Here is a 23879-nt window from a genome sequence, read left to right as displayed (position 1 = left end):
TGTTACTTTCCATTATTTTTACTTCCGGTTAGATAACCCCGACCGTCACTCAATCAGGGGGCAGTAAAACAGGCCTCCACCTGTTCCGCAGTGACCTCTGCCAGTGTTGCCGGTTGCCACTGCGGATTGCGGTCCTTATCGATCAGCAGTGCACGCACGCCCTCCTTTACCTGACCATTAGCGCACATATTCACCGCCAGTATTTTTTCCATGTCCAGCACCTCCTGAAGCGAAAGATGCTTGCCACGCTTCAGCTGCTCCCACACGACCCATGCGGTTAACGGGCAGCCGGCCCTGAGGGTTTTGGCAGCCCGTTGCAGCCACTCATCATCCCCGGCGTATTCAACAATCTGCTGATAGACCTCCGGCAGGGTGGCGCCATCGGTGAGCTGCTGGATCACATCGTAATGGGCGCGGACATTGGAGTTCGGCTGCTGGTCGGCGGGCATTTCAGACGCCTTGAGCAGGCGGCTTACCAGCGCGCGATTGTGTTCCGGGTCGCTATTGAACCCGGCGTCTGCGAGAGCGCCAAAGACCGCATCCTTGCTCCCGGAGGCAACCAGGCGATCCGCCATACCGGTATAGATAGCATCGGCACCGTTAAACTGGGCACCGGTCAGGCCGAGGAACAGGCCAATGCGACCAGGCATACGATTGAGGAACCAGCTGCCGCCCACATCGGGAAAGAGGCCAATGGTGATTTCGGGCATGGCCATACGCGTGGATTCGGTGACCACGCGGTGGCTGGCGCCATTCATGATACCGATACCGCCACCCATGACGATGCCGTTGCCCCAGACGATGATGGGTTTCGGGTAGGTGTGGATCTGGTAGTCGAGGTGGTATTCACGGGAAAAAAACGCTTCCACAAACTCACTGGCGCCTTCGCCGCCGTAGCTACCGGATTCCCGGTGCAGCGCCACGACATCGCCACCGGCACACAGGGCTTTGTCACCGGCGCCTTCTATCCAGATACAGGCGACACTGTCGTCCTGCTGCCACTGTTCCAGCTGTGCGGCCATCAGGTCGATCATGTCGAGATTGAGGGCATTGAGGGCTTTGGGCAGATTGAGCGTCAATTTGCCAATGGGGCCCTGGCGCTCAACGATTACGGGTAAATCCTGGGTCATACTGGTTCCCGGCTGTTTATTTGGGGCAAAGTTAAACATAGATGGGCGGGTGGTGGCATTACCTCCTTCTTCCCGGTAATTGACATATCCCGCTGCCTCCAGGCTTTCCCGGTGCCTCAAAGGGGGCTTTTAGGAACATTTGAAGCAGATCAAAAATGACACACTACGAGCAGGTTGAAGTTTCCCACCAAACTGCTAACTTGCGCCCAAATTCTGACCGACTGGAATCGAGCTCTAATGGCTGAATACGTCTATACAATGAACCGCGTGGGCAAGGTTGTTCCGCCCAAACGCGAAATTTTGAAAGATATTTCCCTGTCCTTCTTCCCCGGCGCCAAAATTGGCGTACTGGGTCTGAACGGCGCCGGTAAGTCCACCCTGCTGCGCATCATGGCCGGCGTGGATCAGGACTATAACGGTGAAGCCCGCGCCATGCCGGGTATCAATGTGGGCTACCTGCCCCAGGAACCGCAGCTGGATCCCGCCAAGACCGTGCGCGGCAACGTCGAAGACGGCATGCGCGAGGCCATCGATGCCCTCGCCGGCCTCGACCAGGTCTACGCCGAATACGCCGAGCCGGATGCCGACTTCGATGCGCTGGCCAAGAAGCAGCAGAAATTTGAAGACATCATCCAGGCCTGGGATGCGCACAATATGGAGCATCGCCTGGAAGTGGCCGCCGATGCCCTGCGCCTGCCGCCCTGGGATGCCGACGTAAACAACCTCTCCGGTGGTGAGAAGCGCCGTGTGGCCCTGTGCCGCCTGCTGCTGTCCCGCCCGGACATGCTGCTGCTGGACGAGCCGACCAACCACCTGGATGCGGAATCCGTATTCTGGCTCGAACGCTTCCTGCACGACTTCGACGGCACCGTGGTGGCCATCACCCACGACCGCTACTTCCTCGACAATGTGGCCGGCTGGATTCTGGAACTGGACCGCGGCTACGGTATCCCCTGGGAAGGTAACTACACCACCTGGCTGGAACAGAAAGAGAAGCGCCTGGAGCAGGAACAGAAAGGCGAGCAGGCCCGTGCCAAGGCCATGCAGAAAGAACTGGAATGGGCCCGCCAGAACCCGAAAGGCCGCCAGTCCAAAAACAAGGCCCGTCTGTCGCGCCTGGAAGAAATGCAGTCCCAGGAATTCCAGGCCCGTAACGAGACCAACGAGATCTACATTCCGCCGGGCGAGCGCCTGGGTGACAACGTGATCGAGCTGAACAATGTGAGCAAGGCCTTCGGCGATCGCGTGCTGATCGACAACCTGTCGTTCCGTGTACCCAAGGGTGCCATCGTCGGTATCGTCGGTGGTAACGGCGCCGGTAAATCCACCCTGTTCCGCATGATCAACGGCACCGAGAAACCGGACTCCGGTGAGATCAAAATCGGTGAGACGGTACAGATTGCCAGCGTCGACCAGAGCCGCGAAAACCTGGACGACAACAAGACTGTGTGGGAAGCCGTTTCCGATGGCCAGGATATTCTCAAGATCAACAACTACGAAGTGGGCTCGCGCAACTATATTGGCCGTTTCAACTTCAAGGGCAGTGATCAGCAGAAGCGCGTGGGCGAGCTTTCCGGTGGTGAACGCGGCCGCCTGCACCTGGCCTACACCCTGAAGCAGGGTGCCAACGTACTGCTGCTGGACGAACCATCCAACGACCTGGATATCGAAACCCTGCGCGCCCTGGAAGAAGCCCTGCTGAGTTTCCCCGGTTGCGCCATGGTGATCTCGCACGATCGCTGGTTCCTGGACCGTGTGGCGACCCACATCCTGGCCTACGAAGGTGACAGCAACGTGGTGTTCTTTGAGGGTAACTACACCGAATACCACGAGGACTTCGTGGAACGCAATGGTGAAAATGCCACGCCGCACCGTATGCAGTACAAAAAGTTGAAGACCTGATTTTTCAGTGACTCAATGTAAAAAGCCCGCATTTTGCGGGCTTTTTTGTATTTTTCTGACGGGCAATAAAAAAGCCAGCCCCAAAGAGGCTGGCTAAAGCAAGAGAGGTTTGCCAATTGCACAACCAAACAGCTGCGCAATCGGCAATTTTTTATTTCAACCGATCAGATCAGTTGAAGTCGTAGCGAACGCCAAGACGAACGCTGCGTGGGCTCTGGTAGCTGGTGGGCTCACCGTAGTTGCTGTTGAAAAGCTCATTGACTTCGGTGACAGAATCGTTGTCCAGAATATTGAACAGATCCAGAGACACCAGCAGCTTCTGGTTATTTCCAAACTCAACCGGGTACTGAGCATTCAGGTCCAGGTTCCAGTAGTTGTCAGTGCGACCCATGCTGGCACGTGGTACAAGCTGATCATTACAGTAGAAGGACTCTTGACCGTACTGGGCAGCGAAGCCGTCAGTCGGGTGAACACCGAAGCAGTTCTGCGGACGGCCAGTCTGCCACATGAAGTTGGCACCCATGCGCAGGCCCATGTCAAAGGCATAGGTACCGAAGGCCTTCACAGTGTGACGACGGTCGTTCGGCAGGTCGCCGTAACCGCCGTCCAGCAGTCCAGGCTGGTCGAAGTTGGTGGTCAGGCCAGCGTCATCCTGACCATTGTCGGAACGCACGTAACCTTCGTTGTTACCCCAGCTGTGACCCCAGGTGTAAGACGCATTCATAGACCACTTGCCGTCGAACGGACGATCAAATGTGAACTCGAGTGCACCATACTGGCGTTTGGCTTCCGGGTATTGCAGTTGATCGGCAGTCAGGGCGATGTATTCATCCATTTCCGGGATATAGATACGCATATCGTTGCCCGGATTGGTCAGTACGTACTGATGGAAGCCACCAAATACATCTTCAACGGTGTCGCCGCCAACCTTGGATGCATCCCAGCTACCAGTGGAGTTGTAGTAATCGATCACCGCAGCGTCGATCGCCACATCTTCAATGGAAGTTTCCAGGTTGCGGTACAGACCCTTCACGCCCAGCTGCATGCCATTTTCCATTACGTATTCGTAACCGAGAATGAACTCAGACTGGTACATCGGCTCAATGTTAGTGTCTACCAAACCGCGGGTATCCGGCACGTCACCGTTGCTGTAAACCTCGGTACCTACGAGTGCGCCGACATTGCTCGGGGTGGAGTCAGCATTCTGGCTGGTACCATCCCAGTCGTAGTACTCATGAATGTAGGTTTCTGCGCCGGACATACGGATGTTGGTGTTAGACGCAATCGGCAGGTAGTAAGTACCCCAGTTGGCAAATACCTTCTGGTTACCAGCACCTGTCGGATCCCAAGACAGGGACAGGCGCGGTGCCCACTGATTGTCGACCTTAATGAAGCTCTGACCATCAGCGTTTTTGTTGTCGAAGGTTTCGTTACGCAGGCCAGCCTGGAAAGAGAGGGTATCGGTCAGGTCCCAGGTGTCCTGGATGTAGAAGGCGTTTGAAACGGTCTCGAACTCACCACCGGAAATGTAGGTACGCTTACGCACAGCGGGGCCATCCGGACATACGGAGGAAGCATCACACACGTAAGTACCGGTCGGATCGAGCAGCCAGTACACACCACCAGAGTTAGTGGTGTCAGCAGTAGAGGTGTTCACCTCGTTATCCACACCTACTTCGATGAAGTGATCGCCCAAATCCCAAGAGAAGTCCACGCGGGTCATCTCGCGGTTATCAATACCCTGTTCAACGGTGAAGTTGGTCCAGCCACCCAATGCGGCGAAGTTGGCATCTGCGTCGACAGTGTATACAACCGGGATATCGGCGGTAGCTGGCGCAGTAGTACGGTCTGCTTCGTTTTCACCGTAGGACACAGACAGTGTCATGGTGTCGGTCAGGTTACCGGTGTAGGTAGCAATCCAGTTAAGGCCACCGCGAGCATAAGTAGTGTCGCCGAGGTATTCACCAGTAGCGCCAGTTTCGGAATCATACTCGTAAGCGCCTTCGATGGTTTCACGCTCATCACTGAATGCAGTAAGTTCTACACGGTGATTTTCGGTGATGTAGCCATCCAGCTTCACGCCCCAGAAATCGGTTTCCCGGTTCGCCTTGTAACCACGGCCACTAGTCATGCCGTAGTATTCTTCGTTCTCTACGCTGTTGTTATACAGGCCGTAGAAGAACAGACGATCCTGAATGATCGCGCCGGAAGCGTAAATGTTGTAGTTCGTTTCATCGAACGCATCTTTGTCATTATCCGCCGCATAGGTATTCGGGGACGTGGAGATGTCTTCGTCGTAGTAGAAGCTGGAACCAAACTTGAAGTCATTGGTACCACTCTTAGTGGTGGTGTTCATTACACCACCGGTGGAGCGACCGAATTTAGCAGAGTAACCGCCAGTCTTAACCTGAATGCTATCGTAGAACTCGAAAGGTACTTCAGAGAAGCCCAGACCGTTACGGAAGTTAGTAGTATTCAGGCCGTTAACGTAGCTCACGTTTTCTGCAACGGAGGCACCAGCGAAGCTGGCATTGTTACCAAACGCGCTGTCACCTTTGCTCACACTGGGAGCCAGCATGGTTACAGAGGTCAGGTCACGGGCAACAGGAAGCTCCATCAGCTCATCAGCAGACAGCACCATTCCTGATTCAGCAATACCAACGTCTACTTGCGCGATACGCTCACCGGTAACCAGTACTTCTTCTACACCAGAGCTATCACCAAGATAGATCGTGGTGGTTCCACCGAGACCAACTACCGCGTCTTGGGTGTCGATCAGTTCGCCGTTTTCAAAAACCTGCAGCTGGTATTTACCCGGAGTCAGGCTGCCAAAACGGAAGCTGCCGTCTGCAGAAGCGCTGACTTCCTTGGTGATACCACGTGCGGTATCAGTCAGCTTGATGACAGAGCTGGACTCGGCACCGATAACGGAACCGCGAATAGTACCAGTGGTGTCGTCAGCCAGTACGGAAGGCGCGCTAACAATAGTGGCAGCACCAATAGCCAGAGCCAGGGCGCTGCGAGCGAGGTTGTGACGCAGATTGCGAGTAGAACTCATTATAGAGACCCCCTTTGGTCATCGTTTTTTTAGAGTTAGTCGTATATGGCCGCCCCCAGCGGCCATATGCCCAACACATATCTCTAAACGGACGGGCGCTGCACAACCTCAATTTCCCCCTAAAGCGACTTTCTCGTATTTATCCCCGAAACGGGCTTAGCTGACAGCCTCAATACCGTGGGCATCCGCCCGAGAAACCAAAAAAATATCCACAAAAACAATAAGTTACAAATTTTCTCTTGTGCCACATCACCGAACAACCGGGTTTTAACGCCAAACGATCCAATCGAGCAGCGCCCCGCAAAACTATCCTAAATTTCACAAGAAATACAAGATGACTTAATCAATCTGAAACAAAACGACCCATACGGGACCAATTTGAACCAGATCACGAAATACTTACAACTTTCTTAAAAAAATCTGCTTCCGGGTGCATCCAACCGGGGCTCCTGTGCATCGTTGCGATGACATGACGCCTAGCGCTCAGCCCTGAACAGTGAAGAAAAAAGCCGACCAATTGGTCGGCAAATAAAGGATGTGCATTCTGAAACGGCCCCCGAAGGGGCCGTTACTATTGAGAGGATTTATGCTTATCAGAAATCGTAAGACGCTGTCAGCATCACGTAACGCGGAGTCTGGTAACCCAGGGCCGTGTTATAGGTATTGCTGACCGTGTAGGGGTCGTCTTCCGAAGTCACATCCATTTGGGTCGCTTTGGTTTCATTCAGCAGGTTGAACACGTTCATGCTCAAACGCAGCTTCTGATCCATAAACGCCGGGGTATAGGTCAGGCCCATATCCAACGTGCGAGTCCAGGGTGTGCGCTCTTCACCCGGGGTTGCCACTTCACCGAAGCAGGTGTGATAGCTGGCACCGTAGCCGACGGGGTCACCGGCGTCAGACGCTTCGTCGACAGTACCGTCCGGATTGTAGTAACCCAGACAGCTCACCGGCATGCCGGACAGGATGCGAACGTTGGCGCTCAACAGAAGCTCTTCGGTAACGGCATAGCTACCGCGAATTTTCAGCTGGTGACGACGGTCGTTCGCCAGGTAGCCATCAGAGAACTGCATCAGTTCTGCCACGTCCCAGTCCTGGGTCTTGGAGATGTTGTCCTGACCGAATTCGGACTTCACCTGACCTTCGGTGTTGCCCTGCAGCTTGCTGTAGGTGTAGTCCACACGCGCTTCCCACTTGCCATCGAACGGACGCTCGATAAACAGGTCAATCGCGGAGTACTCACGCTTCAGGTCGGGCATACCCCAGTCGTCGGCGCTCATGGTTACTTCGGTACGGGAACCGGTGGGGTTACCGTCCGCATCGATGTTGGCCAGACTGAAGGTGTTGGTGCCACCCGGGTTGAACATGTAGCAGTACTCCATCGCCACAGTGTCCAGGTCGACGCCATTGGCTTCGAGCTTGTCCATCATGCGGTAAGGGTCACACACGTCGTCGATACCGGACTTCAGGTCGCGGAAGGTGAACTTACCACCGTAGGTCCAGTCTTCACCCAGGCTTTTTTCGAAGCCGATGATGTACTCGTCCTGGTACATGTTTTCCAGGTCGGATGGTGCGAAAGTCTGCGGATCGACCGCCTGACCATACTCACCATTCGCAGATACCGGGCCCGGGCCGAGCGCGGTCAGGCCGGTAGGCGCACCGTTCTCATCGATACCGGTGTAAGTGAAGTACTCGCGGGTATAAGTCGCCGCAGAGGCACCGCGAATCGCCACGTTGTTCGGCATCGCCAGGTAGTAGCGACCGGCGTTGGCGTAGACTTTCAGAGAAGAATCACCGAACACATCCCAGGCAGCGCCCAGGCGCGGTGCCCACTGGTCGTCAGACTCAAGATAGGCGTCGCCGTCCAGGTTGTAGTTAGTGAACTTGTCGTTACGCAGGCCCATGGACAGCAGCACATCCGGCGTTACCTGCCAGCGGTCTTCCAGGTAGTAGGAGTCCTGCTCCAGCTTCATGCTGGTGGCATCCTGGTAGATGTAGCTCTGCACGTAGTAGCCGTCGCCACCCGGAGCACCCACGCCCAGTGCGGCGTTCAGGTCGGCGCCCGGCTCGGCACGGCCGTAGATCCATACGTCGGTTACCTGAGATACACCTTCGTTCTCAGACTCAAACTCCATGTTGTCCACACCGAAGGTCAGGGTGTGGTCGCCCACTACCCATTCCAGGTTCACGCGAACACCATCGGTGTAATCGTGCGCGTCGCGGCCGCGGTAACCACCGGCGCGGTTAGCGATGGGGTTGTCACCGACAATCGACGGATCCTGGTTCAGGTAACCGGAGATGTACGGGTACAGGGTGTCACCGCCCAGCTCGTCCTTGTAAGAGAAGCTGCCATGGCCATAAGTCGCACTCAGGGTCAGGCTATCAGTCAGGTAGCCGGTGTAGTTCAGGATGGAGAACTCACTGCGGTTGCTGATGGAGTTCGGGGCGGAATCCAGTGCCGGGCCGCGGCTAGCGGTATCGAAATCCCACTCGTTGAAGCTGCCTTCTTCGGTATTCTCTTCACCCATGAAGGTGTATTCGAGCAGGTGGTCTTCGGTGATGTACCAATCCAGCTTTGCGTAGACCTTGTTGTTCTCGTTATCCCAGTCGGTCACACGCGGGGTAGCGTCGACATACGGAGAGTTTTGCGCTTCCTTCATTTCAGTTTCGAAAGACACGAAACCGAACAGTTTGTCCTGGATCAGCGCGCCGCTGACGTAACCGGTGTAGGTTTCACCCCAGGAGAAGTCTTCACTGCCCTCTTCACGCTTGGTACCGGCCAGTTCCGGGTGGGTGTACTCGTAGCCTTCCGGCAGCTCCATGTTCTGGAAGTAAGTATCCGGCTTGCTGGACTTCAGACCCTTGGGTGTGATGATCACCTGGCTGCCGAAGTGCAGGTCATTGCTACCGCGGGCACCCACCTGGTTGATTACACCACCGGAAGAACGGCCGTATTTGGCGCCGTAACCACCGGTATAGGTTTCCTGCTGGGCCACAGAGGCGTAGGGCAGGCTGAAACCACCGAGGTTGGACAGCGGATCACTGGCAAGGAAGCCGTTGATGTAATAGGCGTTTTCAGAAACACCGGCGCCACCGAAGGACACCATGTTGCCGAAGTAGCCGCTGGCACCGGCGTTTACACCGGGCGCCAGCAGGGCGATGTTCTCAGCGGAACGCCCCATGGGCAGACGCTCGAGCTGCTCGGCAGTCAGTACTACGCGGGTGTCGGTGGAGCTGACGTCGATCGCCGGCATGTTTTCGCCACCGATCACGGTAACGTTTTCCATCAGCGCATCGTCGCCACCGAAGGAAACATCGGAGCTACCGCCGAGGCGCACGGGAATGCTGCGCGAGCCAACAGTCTCACCGTCTTGCTCCGCGGTAACCACGTAGGTGCCCACCGGCAGAGAACCGACGTTGTAGCGGCCGGAAGCATCGACAGTGATGGTACGGCTGAAACCGCTGTTGTTTTTGATCACTACGGTGGCGCCAGCAGGCGCATTACCGGAGATAGAACCCGTGGTGCTCTGAGCGTATACCCCGCCGGCAACGCACATGCCCAGCGCGATGCTCAACGCGGAACGAACAAACTTGGACTTTGCCTGAGTAGGCTCTGCCCCGCAGAAATTAGACCTGGTCATTTGGCCCCCTCTCTTTTTTTGTTGGATCTCTACTGAATCAGTTTTGTTATCTGTTGATTAAGGCGCCTGAAAAGCTGCCTTTCAGTAACTTACAGGCCCACCAATAAAAATGCCCATAACGGCATTTCATGTCCAACCTGACAATAATTAACCAAGTCTCTTTTTGTGCACTTGCGACAAAACTTTGTTCGACAAAAGTCCAATAAAACAAGCAATTGATAAAGGGAAAGCCGCGCCATTCAGTACGAACGTCTGTTTTTTGGGGCGACGCACCAGCTCCCGTTTACACAGGCCCAAAAGGGTGCACCGGGATATGCAGCCTAATAAAACGCAAAAATGAAAATATCCTCCTAACAATTAAAATCCTGGAAATAATTACCTTACATAAAACTTACATTTTTAGCGGCAACAGACCTTTTTCAATATTTATCGCCAAAATCATCCAATAGCACCGCAAAAAGCTCTGCTATCCGACTTTTTCACAAAATCAGTCGCGGCATTACCAGATTGAATTGAAGGGAACAAAAAAGGCAGCCCGAGGGCTGCCTAAAGGAAGGTTGCGGAAGTTTCCGCGGAGATCAGAATGAAACGCGGGCGCCCAACGCGAAGGTGCGGCTGAACCTGAAGTTTCCGAAGTTATACAGGTTCGGGTACTCGTAGTACTCCTGCTGCATTTCCTCGGTCAGGTTGGTACCGTCGAAAGTCACAACGAAGTTGCTGGTGACATCGTAGCTCAGCTGGAAGTCAACGCTGGTTTCCGGGCTGTGGTAAATACCCAGCGGATTGGCAAACAGAGCAGCTTCGTTTGCAGCCAGGAAGTCCTCACGCCACACATAAGAAAGACGCATATCCAGGTCGTTCTTATCGTAGGCGAGTACAACACTGTAGGAAGAGTCGGAAACACCGAACATCGGCAGGTTATCGACACCGGTTACTTCACCGGCAGCATTGACGACCGGGATGTCCTGTTCTGAATCCAGCATGGTGTAGCTCGCTACAACCCCAAAACCATCCAGCAAGCCCGGCAGGTTTTCAGGGAAGTAGGTTGCACCCAGCTCGATACCCGTCAACACGCCATCGGAAGCATTGTCTGGCTGGCTCAGGATGTAAGTGTATTCACCAATGTCTGGAATATCGTTCGGCACATCGATGGTGACAGAGTTGCGGAATGGCACTACCAGCCCATCGATATCACGACGGAACCAGGTTGCGTACAGCGCGCTGGCATCACCGAAGTAGTATTCCAGTGCCACATCCAGATTGCGGGACTCGGTAGGCTCCAACTCAGAGTTACCACCGGACGCAGTACCGTAGCCGATGTCCGTCACATCCGGGACATAAGTGATGGTCGGGTTCAGGTCCACGAAGTTCGGCAAACGCAGGGTTTCACCATAGCTGACACGAGCCAGCAAGTTATCGGTGAGGTGGTAGCGCAGCATCATGCTCGGTAGCAGGCGCGATACGTCATTGGATGCGGTGTCGCCAGTGAACTCGAGATCCGAAGATACATTCAGGAAACGCAGACCAAATTCACCGTCCAGTTCGCGGCCGGCGAGCTCGGTAGCAAATTCGGTTTGCGCGTAGATTGCAGTCTGGTCTTCTTCAATTTCGAAATTTTTGGACAGCGAAAGCTGAGAAGAGGTCGCCAGACCGTACAGGCTACGCAGGTTATCACTATTCGCATTCAACCAGTTGGCATCAGCAGCAGCCCAACCACCAGGAAGACCAGCGCGACTACCGAAGAAATCGTCACCACCGGATAGCAGTCCCAATTCAGACGGGCGGAAGGAGCAAGGGTCAACGGCCAGTGCGGCATTACACCCGGCGCTTGCTACACGAGAACTTTCGGAAGCAGATCGGCTATCGTGGCGAAGGCCAAATTCAACTTTGCTGAAAATACCCCAATCTGCATCGTAGCTACCGTCCAGGGTCAAGGTAACGGCATCACCTTCACGCGCACCCGCATTGTCGAACATGCTGCTCATGTACCAGAGTTCAGAACTGGTCAGATCGCTCTCATCGATGTCCGGTGTATTCGGATCATCAAAGAATTCCATGGATGGAATACCGTCGCCGCTGTTGAAATCCACAAACATGCGATGGATACCACCGCCGGCACGGGAAGTCTGCAAAGCCAGGAATTCGTCTTCGTATTCACTCTTCTGATAGACAACTTCCGATTCCAGGCGGAGGCGATCGCTCAGATCCCAGTTACCACCCAGGGCATAGACAAAGCTGTCCGTTTTACCGTTCGCGTAGTCGCCACTGGAGAAAGCATTGGTGGCATTGACGTAGCGAGATTTAATGATGTTTGTACCGTCAAAAAGCTCGACCGGATCTTCCGGGTCGATAGCCCACCAGGCATCGGTGAACGTCAGCAACAGGCTGTTCTCGCTCTCCTGACGGTAGCCGTTGTAGAAGGCTTCGAACAGGTACTCAGAGCTTTCGTTGGGAGCCCACTGCAGGGAAATGTTTGCCGCAGGGCGTTCGCGCTCACCGGTAAAGTCGTTCAGGATAACGGCATCGCGACCGAGCAGGTACTCAGTACCATCGTCAAGAGTGGAACCCGGCTCAAACGGCAGGCCGCGGTCAGTGCCTGGCTGCCAGCCAGCGAACAGGCGCTCTAGCGGCGCATCCGCTTCACCAGTGCGAAACGGGACAGCAGCACCAGACTTCGCGCCCTGGTCGCGGAAGGTGGTTTTCGCGTAGGAAACGTTCACCAGTGCACCTACTTCACCAACACTGGTTTCCCAACGGTTACTGGCAAGCGCACTGATCACCGGGTCAGTTGCATCCGCTTGTTCCTGGTGAATGCCGCGAGCGGCAAAGACCACTTTATTGCCTTCAAAGTTAAATGGGCGATGGGTGTGAATATCGATCTGCCCAGCAATACCACTGGAAATCAGGTCAGCGGAGCGGGTTTTGAATACATCAACCTGCCCCAGCAGGCTAGCGGGAATATCTGCCAGCGCCACAGAGCGGCCAGAGGCAGTAAAAATATTGCGACCATTTACCGTAGTGGTGACATCGTTTAATCCACGAATGGATACCGTGGTCACTTCACCGGCGCCGCGGTCGGTTACCTGTACACCGGTTACACGCTGCAGGGATTCAACAACGTTATTGTCCGGAAACTTACCGATATCTTCCGCAACGATAGAGTCCACAATCTGGAAGCTATCGCGCTTTATATCGATAGCCTTTTCGAGACTGGCACGCACGCCGGTAACTACTACCTCTTCGAGTGCGGAAGACTCATCGATTTGTGCATCGTAAGAGGCGTTCTGGGCCATAGCCACTGCACTGAAACCACCAAACGCCGTCGCCATGGCAATGGACGAACTCAGTAGGTGTCGCTTGAACATATTATCTCTCCCATCTTGGGTGTTTTTATTGTGTTGCCGAATTCCGGGGAGGGCATTCACCACTCCCGGTTTTTCCGCGCCAGACCTCCGCGCGGGTTTCTGTCTGTAACCGGCTTGCGCAACGTATCCGGCCTCTGGGCGGCCGGGGTTCCACTCGCGAATTACAGGCGTCAAGGGGTCGCTTGTGCTCAGGGAACACAAACCCCATTCGGTTTCGGGCAGATGAGAGCCACACAGGCTAATTGGGTGGGCAATAAACGACTGGTGGTGCAGGCCGTACAGAATTGGCCGGGAAGTCGTCTCTCGCGCATCGCTGGTCTTCGACTCTCTTATTATTCGGTGCTTGTCTCGGCAGGGCCGGCTCGCACTCTCTTTTATCTGGTGTCCCTCTCCCCTGGTGGCAAACACTTTTGCAAGTAGCGCCCTGGGAAGGCCGGATTTACACCTTATTTGTATTACTTTTAGGCATGCTAGCCACTTATTTCGGGTCCGTCAACGAGCTTTTCGCCATTTTTGTTATACAAAATGAAGATTTTGGACAGCGACTGAACTATCCAGGCGGCATCAAACCCGCGCTATCAGGGCCATAGCCGGGAACAATGACCCGCAGCGAACGCCAGCGCGGTCTCCATCGGTATAGCCTGGCACGTAATTCTTCATTTCCTGCACGAAAAATCAACGATTTATCACGAATACAGGCTGCTCCGGGACTCTGCGGCCCATGTCAGCGGCTCTTTCTCCGCAGTTCCAGGCCACAAAAGCCAAAATATTATTGTAATACGATAACTCTATTGGCAAGATTCACGGCTACCCTGCGCTGGAGATGTCGGCAGCCCCACTGTCGGCACTGGCATTCTCTGTGCGCACTGCGGTACTGGGTGCGATCGGAGGGGGTAATAGCGGAGAGAAAGCTCCAGATAATAAATACAAGAGGGATTCACCCATGAAGACCAACCACCGGGTCAGTTACCTGGCCCTAGTGCTGTCCAGCATTCTGTCGACCACCGGCTGTTTTGATTCGGGTTCCGGCGGCGGCGATGACGACCCCATTGTCAAACCTCAGCCAGAACCGGAGCCCCAGCCCGAGCGGCCAAAGGTTCCGGACGCCACAGATCCCACCGCAGATGGCAGCACCATCGCCTACAACGATATGGGTGTGCACGACCCATCGGTGATCCGCGACGACGACGGCACCTTTTATGTATTCGGCTCCCACCTGGCTGCTGCCAAATCCACCGACCTGATGACCTGGGATTTTGTCGCCGAAGGCGTCAACGACCAGAACCACCTGTTCAACACCTACGCCAGTGAAGTTTCCGAGGGGCTGGAATGGGTCGGTGGCCACCAGGGTTCCTGGGCAGCAGATGTGATCAAGCTGAACGACGGTCACTACTACTTCTACTACAACCACTGCGCCAACCCGGAAAGCGAAGCCGGCGACTGCAACGCGCCGCGCTCCTATCTCGGCGTCGCGATGGCAGACAGCATCGAAGGTCCCTATACCGATCTGGGTATCTTCATGCGCTCCGGCATGACCCCGGAAGAACTCGCGGCGGGCTACGGTCCCGACGGCTTCACCGGCACCGAGTACAACCCCTGGATCCACCCCAACGCCATCGACCCGGATGTCTTCTACGACAAGGACGGCAAGCTGTGGATGACGTACGGCTCCTACTCCGGCGGCATCTTTATCCTGGAAATGGATGAAACCACCGGCAAGCCGCTCCCCGGCCAGGGCTTCGGCAAACACCTTACCGGCGGCGACCACAGTGCCATTGAAGGCACTTACATGCTGTACAGCCCGGAGAGTGACTACTACTACCTCTTCATGTCGTTCGGCGGCTTTGTCTCCACCGATGGCTACAACATTCGCATCGCCCGCTCGAAAAACCCGGACGGCCCCTTCCTGGACGCGGAAGGCAATGACATGGTCAATGCCCGCGGCAACTGGGACAGCATCGCGCCTTACGGGGTGAAGATGATGGGCGGCTTTGAATTCGCCTCGGATGTGGGCGACACCGTTGGCGCGCGCGGCTATTTGGCTCCGGGCCACAACTCTGCCTACTACGACGAAGCCACCGGCAAGCACCTGCTGATTACCCACACCCGTTTCCCCAACCGCGGTGAACAGCACTCGGTGCGGGTACACGAGATGTTCGTGAATGCCGACGGCTGGCTGGTGGCTTCACCCCAGCGCTACGCGCCCATCGATGGGGACAACATCGTCGACAGCAACGACCTGAACGGTACCTACAAATTCATCAACCACGGCAAGGACATTAACCGCACTGCCAAACCCACCCTGTACGTTTCCCTGAATGACGATGGCACTGTGAGTGGCGAAGTCAGTGGTACCTATGTGCACGATGTGGATAACCCGGCGCAGATCAGCTTCACCCTGGATATCGACGGTGAAAGTATTGCCTACGCGGGGGTCACCCAGTGGCAGTGGAACGAAGCTTCCAGCAAGCTGGTGCCGGTGTTTACTGCGGTATCCGCCAGCGGCGAATCCATATGGGGCACCAAGATGGATAACCTGGTGGATACCGATGTACTCACCAATATCAGTGATGCACTGGTTCTGCCGACAAGCTCCACGGATAACCGTCTGACGCTACCCACCCGCGGCACCCGTGCTGCCAGCATCACCTGGAGCAGCAGCGACGAAAATGTCATTCAGGCCGATGGCAGCGTAACGCGCCCCAATGCGGGTGAAGGCGACCAGACGATCACCGTCACCGCGGACATCGACCTTAATGGGGTCACCAGCAGTAAGTCCTTCGACATCACCATTCCCCAGCGCCAGCCGTACAACCGCACTGCCTGGTTCCCGTTTGAAAACAGCCTGGCGGAATCCGAAAGCCGCTTCGCTCCGGGTACCGCCACCGGCGACCGCATTTTCAACACCGGCACCATCGCGTACACCGAAGGCCAGGAAGGCTCAGCGTTGCAGCTCGACGGCAGCAACGGCGTGCTGTTGCCGGAAGGGTTGATCAACAACTACGAGTACACGGTGTCCTTCTGGACCAACCCGACAGCAATCACCGGATTCACCACCGCCTTCTTTGGTGCCGTCAACGAGCAGACCGATGACAACGGCCTGCCCTATTCCAACAACTGGATCAGTTTCCTGCCTCAGAGCTGGGATGAAAACACCATGTTGTGGAGTGGTAGCGAGGCCTGGTTCGATGGCTCCGCAGGCGAGCGGATTCCGGAAGGCGCCTGGACCCACATGGCGTTTTCCGTCAACCAGGGCCTGGTCAGCGTCTACCTGAACGGCGAGCAGAAATTCTCTGCGGGTAACCTCAGCGACTTTTTCTCCAGCAACACAGGAACCTTCGCACTCGGCGTCAACTACTGGGATCTGCCGTTCAACGGCCTGATCGATGAGCTGAAAGTGTACGAGGCCGCCCTCACCGCCGAGGAGGTTCGCTTCCTGGATATCGACAAAAAGTCCGACGCCGAATTGCTGGCTTCCGCTACCGCGATTCTCGATCTGGGCGACCTGTCCGCGGTTGCGGACAATCTGCAGCTGCCGGTAACCGGCCCCTACGCCGCCGCCATCCACTGGAGTTCCTCCAACCCGGCCGCGATCGAGGTATCGGGCAGCACCGGTGTGGTCACCCGTCCGGAAGGCAGCGATGCCGAAGTCACTCTCACCGCAACGCTGACCCTGAACGGTGCCCAGGAAGTGAAAACCTTCGCCGCCACGGTGAAATCCAGCGGCTTACCCGAACCTGTAGCCCACTACGGTTTCGAACAAACCCTGGATGACACCACCGGCAATTTCGGTGCGGGTAATGTGGTCGGCAATCTGATCGACGCCGCCGGTGGCAGCATCACCTATGCCGACGGTGTTGCCGGCCAGGCCGCGGTATTCGACGGCGCATCTGGCGTGGTATTGCCGGACGGGTTGATCGAGGATCACAACTACAGCTTCAGCCTGTGGCTGAGCCCCTCGGCACTCACCGCCTACACCACCAGCTTCTTCGGCTGGGCCACCACTGAAAGCTGGATCAGCCTGCTGCCCAACGGCCACGGCAGCGACACCATGTTGTGGTCCGGCACCGCCTGGTACGACGCCAATACCGGTATCCAGATTCCTCAGGATGCCTGGAGCCAGCTGGCGGTCAGTGTGAATGGTGGTGAAGTCAATATGTACATCAACGGCGAGCTGGCCTTCGGCGGCAACAACTTCCCGGATATTTTCGGCACTGCGGCGGAGCGTCACTTTGCCCTGGGCGTGAACTACTGGGATACCCCCTACGCCGGCATGATGGACGAGCTGAAAGTCTATGCAGACGCCATTCCCGCTGCCGACATTCAGGCACTGTATGAGGCGGAGCTACTGAACCAAGAGTGATGACGCCAATTTCTACACATTAGTTAAAGAAAAGGTTCAAACCGGACCAAACCGAACCAAACCCAAAAAAGGGCAGCGCAAGCTGCCCTTTTTCATGGGCGACTTGTTCTCGGTCAGTGGTTTCCGCTCCATAGAAATATTGCCGCCTTCCCGGGCTTTGAGTAGTGTGAAGGGGTACGGATCGAATAAGACCTTGCCATGGAACACTCAATTGGGCCGCGGTTGCCGCTCATTCATCACATATTGCCAACCCTGCTCGCAGTACTGCTGTTAATGGGTGCCAGTGAATGGCTGATTATTAGCCAGCTGCCACCGGGAACCCAATTCGCCGGCTCGGTGCTGCGGGTACTACTGGCCACTGCGCTGGTCGGCTTCTCCGGTTTCCTGTTATATCGCCTGCAGCAGCGCCTTAACCTACGTCAGGCCAGATTGTTGGCCCACCAGGAAAAGCTCAATGCCGAGTACCAACAGGAACTGAAAAAGCACGAGCAAACCGAAAAGACCCTGTCCGACCAACTGCATTTCCTCCAGATTCTGATCGACGCCATCCCCGCCCCCATCTTCTATAAAGACGCCGATGGCATTTACACCGGCTGCAACCGCGCGTTTGAGGCTTTCCTCGGCAAGTCGCGGCAGGCGATTGTCGGTCACTCGGTGTATGGCGTATCCCCTGGCCCCCAGGCCAAGGTATATCACGAGAAAGACCTGGAGTTGATGCACCAGCGCGGCCAGCAGGTTTACGAATCTCAAGTGGCCTACGCCGACGGCAGCCTGCACGATGTCATATTCAACAAGGCTGCTTACGAGCTGGAAGATGGCCGCCTTGGCGGATTGATCGGCGTCATTCTGGATATTACCGAGCGCAAGACGCTGGAACGGCAGCTGGTACAGGCCAAAGAAAAAGCGGAGTTTTACAGTCGTTCCAAAACCCAGTTCCTGACCAATATGAGTCACGAGATCCGCACGCCACTGAATGCGATTGTCGGTTTCAGCCAGGTACTGCATAGCCGCAGTGCCGGTTTCGAGTTGCCGCAGGATTTTCGTGAATTCCTCGAAAAAATTTCCATCAGCGGCCAGCGCCTGGCGGAGCTGGTGAACGATGTGCTGGATATATCCCGGATCGAGGCGGGCAAGATGGAAGCGGTGGAGGAGGACTTCCCGCTACAGCGCTTGATCGACTGCATCCTGGTTTCCTGCGAACCCCAGGCCATTCGCCAGAACCTGCGTATTCACTGTGATATCGACCCCACCCTGCCCGCGTATATTCGCAGTGACCGCGGCAAGCTGTCGCAGATACTCATCAACTTGATCGCCAACGCCATCAAATTCTCGCCGGCCGACAGCGCCATTACACTCACGCTGAAAAACCGGAACGACACACAGCTTGCGATCGAGGTGATGGATCGCGGTATCGGTATTCCGCCGGAGCAACAGGCGATTATTTTCGAGCCGTTTGAGCAGGTGGACAAATCCCTCCGTGGGCAAGCCCGCGGTACCGGATTGGGGCTGCCAATTACCCGCAGCCTGGTGGAACTCCTCGGCGGCAGTATTTCCCTGGAAAGTGAAAATAATGTCGGCACCCGCTTCCAGGTATTGTTGCCCTTGCGCCACGGCAGCCCCACACCAATAGCAAGTGGTGAGCAGGAAAAAACCCGCTCACTCGACGGTATCCGGATTCTGATTTTTGAAGACAACGCGCTGAACCAGACACTGATGCAGGCGTTCTGTGATGATCTGAAGGTGGATGCCACCTTTGTCGCCGATGGCCGCCAGGGAATCGAACAAGTCCAGGCCATGCACCCGGATCTGATTTTTATGGATATTCAGATGCCCGGGCTCAGCGGCATCGAAGCCACGCAAAAAATTCGCCAGAACCCGGCATTTTGTGATACACCGATCATCGGCCTTTCGGCCGCGGCCTTTAGTGACCAGCGCAATGCGGCGCTGGATGCAGGCATGAACGACTACCTCACCAAGCCGATCGCTTTTCCGCAGTTAATCGCGGCGATCAACAAACACCTGGTCTAATGGAAAGTATTCGACAGGTTTTCTCGCACAAAAAAATGGGCAGCCTGAGGCTGCCCATTTTTTAATTTGGCCGTTCCGGAAGGTACGGCCTTTGCCTTTGCAGGCAAACCCATCCTGTGACAGATTGGATTACTTCAGGTCAAAACGGTCCAGGGTCATCACCTTGGTCCAGGCATCGACGAAGTCGTTTACGAACTTCTCGTCGCTGTCGTTGCTGGCGTACAGCTCAGACAGTGCGCGCAGTTCGGAGTTGGAGCCGAAGATCAGGTCTACCGGGGTGGCAGTCCACTTCACTTCGCCAGTCGCTCGATCTTTACCTTCATACAGACCATCTTCCTTGAAGGACTTGGACCACTTGGTGTCCATATCCAGCAGGTTGACGAAGAAGTCGTTGCTCAGGGTACCCGGCTTGTCGGTGAAGACGCCGTGGGTGGATCCGTCGTGGTTCGCACCCAGGGTACGCATGCCACCCACCAATACCGTCATTTCCGGCACGCTCAGGTCCAGCAAATTAGCGCTGTCGATCAGCATATCAACCGGCATCATGTGCGCTTCTTCGCTGTAGTAGTTACGGAAGCCGTCCGCCTTGCGCTCCAGGTAACCGAAGGACTGAACATCGGTCATTTCCTGGGTAGCATCATTACGACCCGGCTTGAACGGAACGGTAACGTCGTAACCGGCTTTCTTGGCAGCCTGCTCGATCGCAGCGGCACCGCCGAGAACGATCATGTCTGCCATGGATACTTTCTTGTTACCCCAGGCTTTGCTGTTGAATTCCTGCTGAATTTTTTCCAGCTGACCCAGAACCTTGTCCAGTTCCTGCGGGTTGTTCACAGCCCAGTCTTTTTGCGGAGCCAGACGGATACGTGCACCGTTGGCACCACCGCGCATGTCAGTGCCGCGATAAGAAGAAGCAGAAGCCCATGCAGTGCGCACCAGTTCAGATACGCTCAGGCCGCTGTCCAGCACCTCGGCTTTCAGGTTTTTCACATCGCGATCGCTGATCAGTTTGAAGTCCACTTCAGGGATCGGATCCTGCCAGCTCAGTACTTCCGCCGGTACTTCGTCGCCCAGGTAGCGCGCGCGCGGGCCCAGGTCGCGGTGAGTCAGCTTGAACCACGCCTTGGAGAAGGCCAGCTGGAATTCTTCCGGGTTCTTGTGGAAACGCTCAGCGATTTCCTTGTACTTCGGATCAAAGCGCATGGACAGGTCGGTGGTGAACATCATCGGCGCGTGACGCTTACCTTCAACGTGCGCATCCGGAACGAACTTCGCCTGCTCGGCATTCTTCGGCTCCCACTGGGTGTGGCCAGCCGGGCTCTTGGTTTTTACCCATTCGAAGCCGAACAGGTTGTCCAGGAACTGGGAGCTCCAGGCAATCGGGTTAGCGGACCAGGCGCCTTCCAGGCCCGAAGTGATGGTGTCTTCAGAGTGGCCTTTGCCACACTTGTTTTCCCAACCGAAGCCCTGCTGCTCGATCGGAGCGCCGCCCGGCGCTGCACCAACACATTCCTGCGGCTTGTGTGCACCATGCGCTTTACCGAAGGTGTGACCACCGGCAATCAGTGCAACGGTCTCTTCGTCGCTCATGGCCATGCGGCCAAAGGTGTCACGAATACGGTGGCCGGCAGCCAGCGGGTCCGGGTTGCCGTTCGGGCCTTCCGGGTTTACGTAAATCAGACCCATGTGGTCCGCAGCCAGTGGTTTCTCAAGAACGTCGCCCTTGAAACGCTTGTCGTTGCCAACCCATTCGCGCTCGGAACCCCAGTAAACAACGTCGGCTTCCCAATCGTCTTCACGGCCGCCGGCGAAGCCGAAGGTTTTGAAGCCCATGGATTCCAGAGATACGTTACCGGCCAGCACCATCAGGTCAGCCCAGGAAATCGCATTGCCGTACTTCTGTTTTACCGGCCACACCAGGCGACGGGCCTTGTCCAGGCTCACGTTGTCCGGCCAGCTGTTCTGCGGCTCGAAGCGCTGCTGGCCGCCACCGGCGCCACCGCGACCGTCGTACACACGGTAAGTACCGGCACTGTGCCAGGCCATACGAATAAAGAAGGGACCGTAGTGACCGTAGTCAGCCGGCCACCAGTCCTGGGAAGTGGTGAGGACTTCCCTGAGGTCTTTCTTGACGGCTTCCAGGTCCAGCTTGCTGAAGGCTTCGGCGTAGTCGAAGTCAGCACCCATCGGGTTGGACTTTTCTGCGTTCATGCGCAGCGGTTGCAGGTCGATGCGGTTCGGCCACCAGTCCTGGTTGGACATGACCTGATCGCCGGAAGGCGCGGCGTTGGCGTTAACAGAGAGTGCTGTCGCCAGGGCCACCGCCAGAGAGAGGGATTTCTTGAGCATTGGATTGCGTTCCTTATAGTCTCATCAATCGGACGAGAGAATCCTATAGGGTCACGCAATCACCTTGAAATTAGACGTTATTATCGGCCTTATTAATATCCACAATCTGAAAATGGTTATTAATAGCTATCGAGTATCAGCCTTATAGAGTGCAGCAATCCATTGCACAGTAAACCATCAATTTGTGGTCAAACTGCCAAGAGGCACCCGGGTAACAACGATGTCCTCCTTGTTTTCGCCGTAGGCCACATACAAATGCTCCTTCCACACAAACGATTTGGGATAACTAAAGCCTTTTCGCTTGTACAGTCCCTCGTAACGCAGCCCCTCAAGATTTTCGCCCCCCGCGCGTAAAAGGTAAGCGCGGTCAAACAACTGGCCATCACTGCTCAGGGTGATTGTGAGGGGCTCGCGGTCTTTTGAGCCACTGGGGTTATTGACGAGATACGCAGTCCCGTCCGGCAAATTGCCCGCACTCTGCTTGGCGCGGGAATCCGGCATATCGGTTTTTTCTACCCGGGACCAGCTTGTGCCGCAGTCTTTACTTTCTGATGCCAGTACCCGGAAGCCGCTCTGCTGGTCCCGAAATACCATGACCAGTGCACCGTCCTTGCGCCGGAAGTTACTCGGCTCCAGCTCTCTGCTCACACCGTCTTTCATCGACAGATTTTCAAACTTGCCAAGCTGCCAGCCATGGATACCCGACAGGTCCTCGGTAAACATGGGAGTAGCCCGCAAACCTGGCTGGCGATGCAGGGCGGTTACCAGTCTTCCGCAATAGGTGTGGAAATCTTGCTCGATAACGCCATCCAGTGGTTCGCCAGAGGCAAACGTCGGGCGCACAGGCGCGTGCCAACCCTTATCCTGGTGACTGCGCAAGACCTCGGTGTAGCCACCGCGAGGCTTCATATCTTCGGGCCATACGTTGATGAATGCGTACAGTTCCTCGCCCTTCGACCACCAGCCACCGCTGGTTATCACTGCGCCTTGCCGTGCGGGCGCCAAAACTTCGGGCGCACTCCACTCCAGACCATCCTGACTGGTGGCGTAGAGCACGCGGGTATCCGCTGCGTCTTCATCCCGCGCCAAACTCTGCCACTGTGCATATAGGGTCCCGTTGTGTGCGAAAAGTACCGCACCGTGGTTGTATTGGCTCTCTTCCGGCTTTGCTCGGTATACCGTTACCGACTCGGTGCCCTCTAAAGTAACAAGCCCCAAAGTACCGGGCTGAGCGTTATCAAACAGATCGGGCGCTACATCAAAGGGCTGCGCGCAGGCACCCATCGAGATACTCAGCAAAATAGTCGAAAACAAATTCTTCATCTAAAAACCGCAACTCGTCAGGATCTAGTAAAGTAACAGCGGACCAAGGTGGCCTGAAATTGTCGATGTGCTGCTCAATGAAAGCGCTGAAGCGTAACAGCAGCGACCATGCGGCAAAAGTCCCCTATAACCCAGCACAGTACCCCCTACAACAGACGAGCCAACATTCACATGCAATCGGTCGCCATTTTTGTTGATGTACAGAATGTGTATTACACCACGCGACAAGCGTTTCGCCGGAATTTTGATTACAACGCATTTTGGTCGAAGGCAACCGAGGGCAGGCGGGTCACCAGTGCCATTGCCTATGCAATAGACCGCGGCGACCAGAAACAGCGGGAATTCCAGAACATACTCAGGGCCATCGGTTTTGAGGTAAAGCTGAAACCCTATATCCAGCGCGCTGATGGCTCGGCAAAAGGCGATTGGGACGTAGGTATTACGATTGACGCGCTGGAATACAGTGAGGATGCCGATACGGTAATTCTGGTTTCCGGTGACGGGGATTTTGATTTGCTGGTGGAAAATCTGCGTGTTCGCCGGGGTAAACGCGTAGAGGTATACGGTGTTGCGGCGCTGACAGCCGACTCACTGATCAACGCCGCCAGCGATTTCACGCCAATCGAAAATGCATTATTACTGGGCTAACTAACGGGAATGAAATAGATCCATAGAGTCCGCGTAATCGCCGGTCATCCAATGAAAGCTGTCCATTGCAAA

The 23879-nt window shown here is 55.7% G+C and carries 10 protein-coding genes; 4 read left to right on the top strand and 6 right to left on the bottom strand.

Annotated elements, in window-relative coordinates; translation table 11 throughout:
- Positions 1-53: 53 nt before the first annotated feature.
- A complete protein-coding gene (locus GRX76_RS05885) occupies positions 54-1130 on the bottom strand; it encodes an enoyl-CoA hydratase/isomerase family protein (RefSeq protein WP_160152460.1) in 1077 nt (358 codons plus the stop codon).
- 237 nt (positions 1131-1367) lie between these two features.
- On the opposite strand from GRX76_RS05885, the gene ettA reads away from it, so the two are divergent.
- Positions 1368-3032: an energy-dependent translational throttle protein EttA gene (ettA, locus tag GRX76_RS05880; RefSeq protein ID WP_160152459.1), complete on the top strand. Its 1665-nt coding sequence runs from the start codon at positions 1368-1370 to the stop codon at positions 3030-3032.
- A 169-nt stretch (positions 3033-3201) separates the two neighbouring features.
- Here the strand turns inward: ettA and GRX76_RS05875 are convergent, their stop codons facing one another.
- The 3 genes from GRX76_RS05875 to GRX76_RS05865 form a co-directional block, all read right to left on the bottom strand.
- Positions 3202-6090, bottom strand: a complete 2889-nt coding sequence (locus GRX76_RS05875; RefSeq protein WP_160152458.1) for a TonB-dependent receptor — start codon at positions 6088-6090, stop codon at positions 3202-3204.
- A gap of 593 nt (positions 6091-6683) precedes the next feature.
- Complete coding sequence (locus GRX76_RS05870) at positions 6684-9731, bottom strand: TonB-dependent receptor (protein ID WP_160152457.1); 3048 nt, start codon at positions 9729-9731, stop codon at positions 6684-6686.
- 578 nt (positions 9732-10309) lie between these two features.
- Positions 10310-13096, bottom strand: coding sequence for a TonB-dependent receptor (locus GRX76_RS05865; RefSeq protein ID WP_160152456.1), 2787 nt, complete (start codon positions 13094-13096; stop codon positions 10310-10312).
- A gap of 943 nt (positions 13097-14039) precedes the next feature.
- On the opposite strand from GRX76_RS05865, the gene GRX76_RS05860 reads away from it, so the two are divergent.
- Together GRX76_RS05860 and GRX76_RS05855 are read left to right on the top strand one after the other, a co-directional pair.
- The gene (locus GRX76_RS05860; RefSeq protein WP_160152455.1) at positions 14040-17459 is read left to right on the top strand and encodes a LamG-like jellyroll fold domain-containing protein; all 3420 of its coding nucleotides are present in this window, start codon (positions 14040-14042) and stop codon (positions 17457-17459) included.
- A gap of 198 nt (positions 17460-17657) precedes the next feature.
- Positions 17658-19487, top strand: a complete 1830-nt coding sequence (locus tag GRX76_RS05855; RefSeq protein ID WP_160152454.1) for an ATP-binding protein — start codon at positions 17658-17660, stop codon at positions 19485-19487.
- Positions 19488-19616: 129 nt separating this feature from the next.
- On the opposite strand, the gene katG is transcribed toward GRX76_RS05855, so the two are convergent.
- Both katG and GRX76_RS05845 read right to left on the bottom strand, forming a co-directional pair.
- The gene (katG, locus tag GRX76_RS05850) at positions 19617-21836 is read right to left on the bottom strand and encodes a catalase/peroxidase HPI (RefSeq protein WP_160152453.1); all 2220 of its coding nucleotides are present in this window, start codon (positions 21834-21836) and stop codon (positions 19617-19619) included.
- 177 nt (positions 21837-22013) lie between these two features.
- Positions 22014-23159 (bottom strand): sialidase family protein, encoded by a 1146-nt coding sequence (locus tag GRX76_RS05845; RefSeq protein ID WP_160152452.1) that lies wholly within the window; start codon positions 23157-23159, stop codon positions 22014-22016.
- A gap of 171 nt (positions 23160-23330) precedes the next feature.
- Here GRX76_RS05845 and GRX76_RS05840 point away from each other — a divergent pair, with 171 nt between their 5' ends.
- Positions 23331-23807 (top strand): NYN domain-containing protein, encoded by a 477-nt coding sequence (locus tag GRX76_RS05840; protein WP_160152451.1) that lies wholly within the window; start codon positions 23331-23333, stop codon positions 23805-23807.
- Positions 23808-23879 lie beyond the last annotated feature (72 nt).

This window comes from Microbulbifer sp. ALW1 (assembly GCF_009903625.1).
Taxonomy (GTDB): domain Bacteria; phylum Pseudomonadota; class Gammaproteobacteria; order Pseudomonadales; family Cellvibrionaceae; genus Microbulbifer.
The sequence above is the reverse complement of the archived record's forward strand: the minus strand, read 5'-3'. Positions and strand labels throughout refer to the sequence as shown.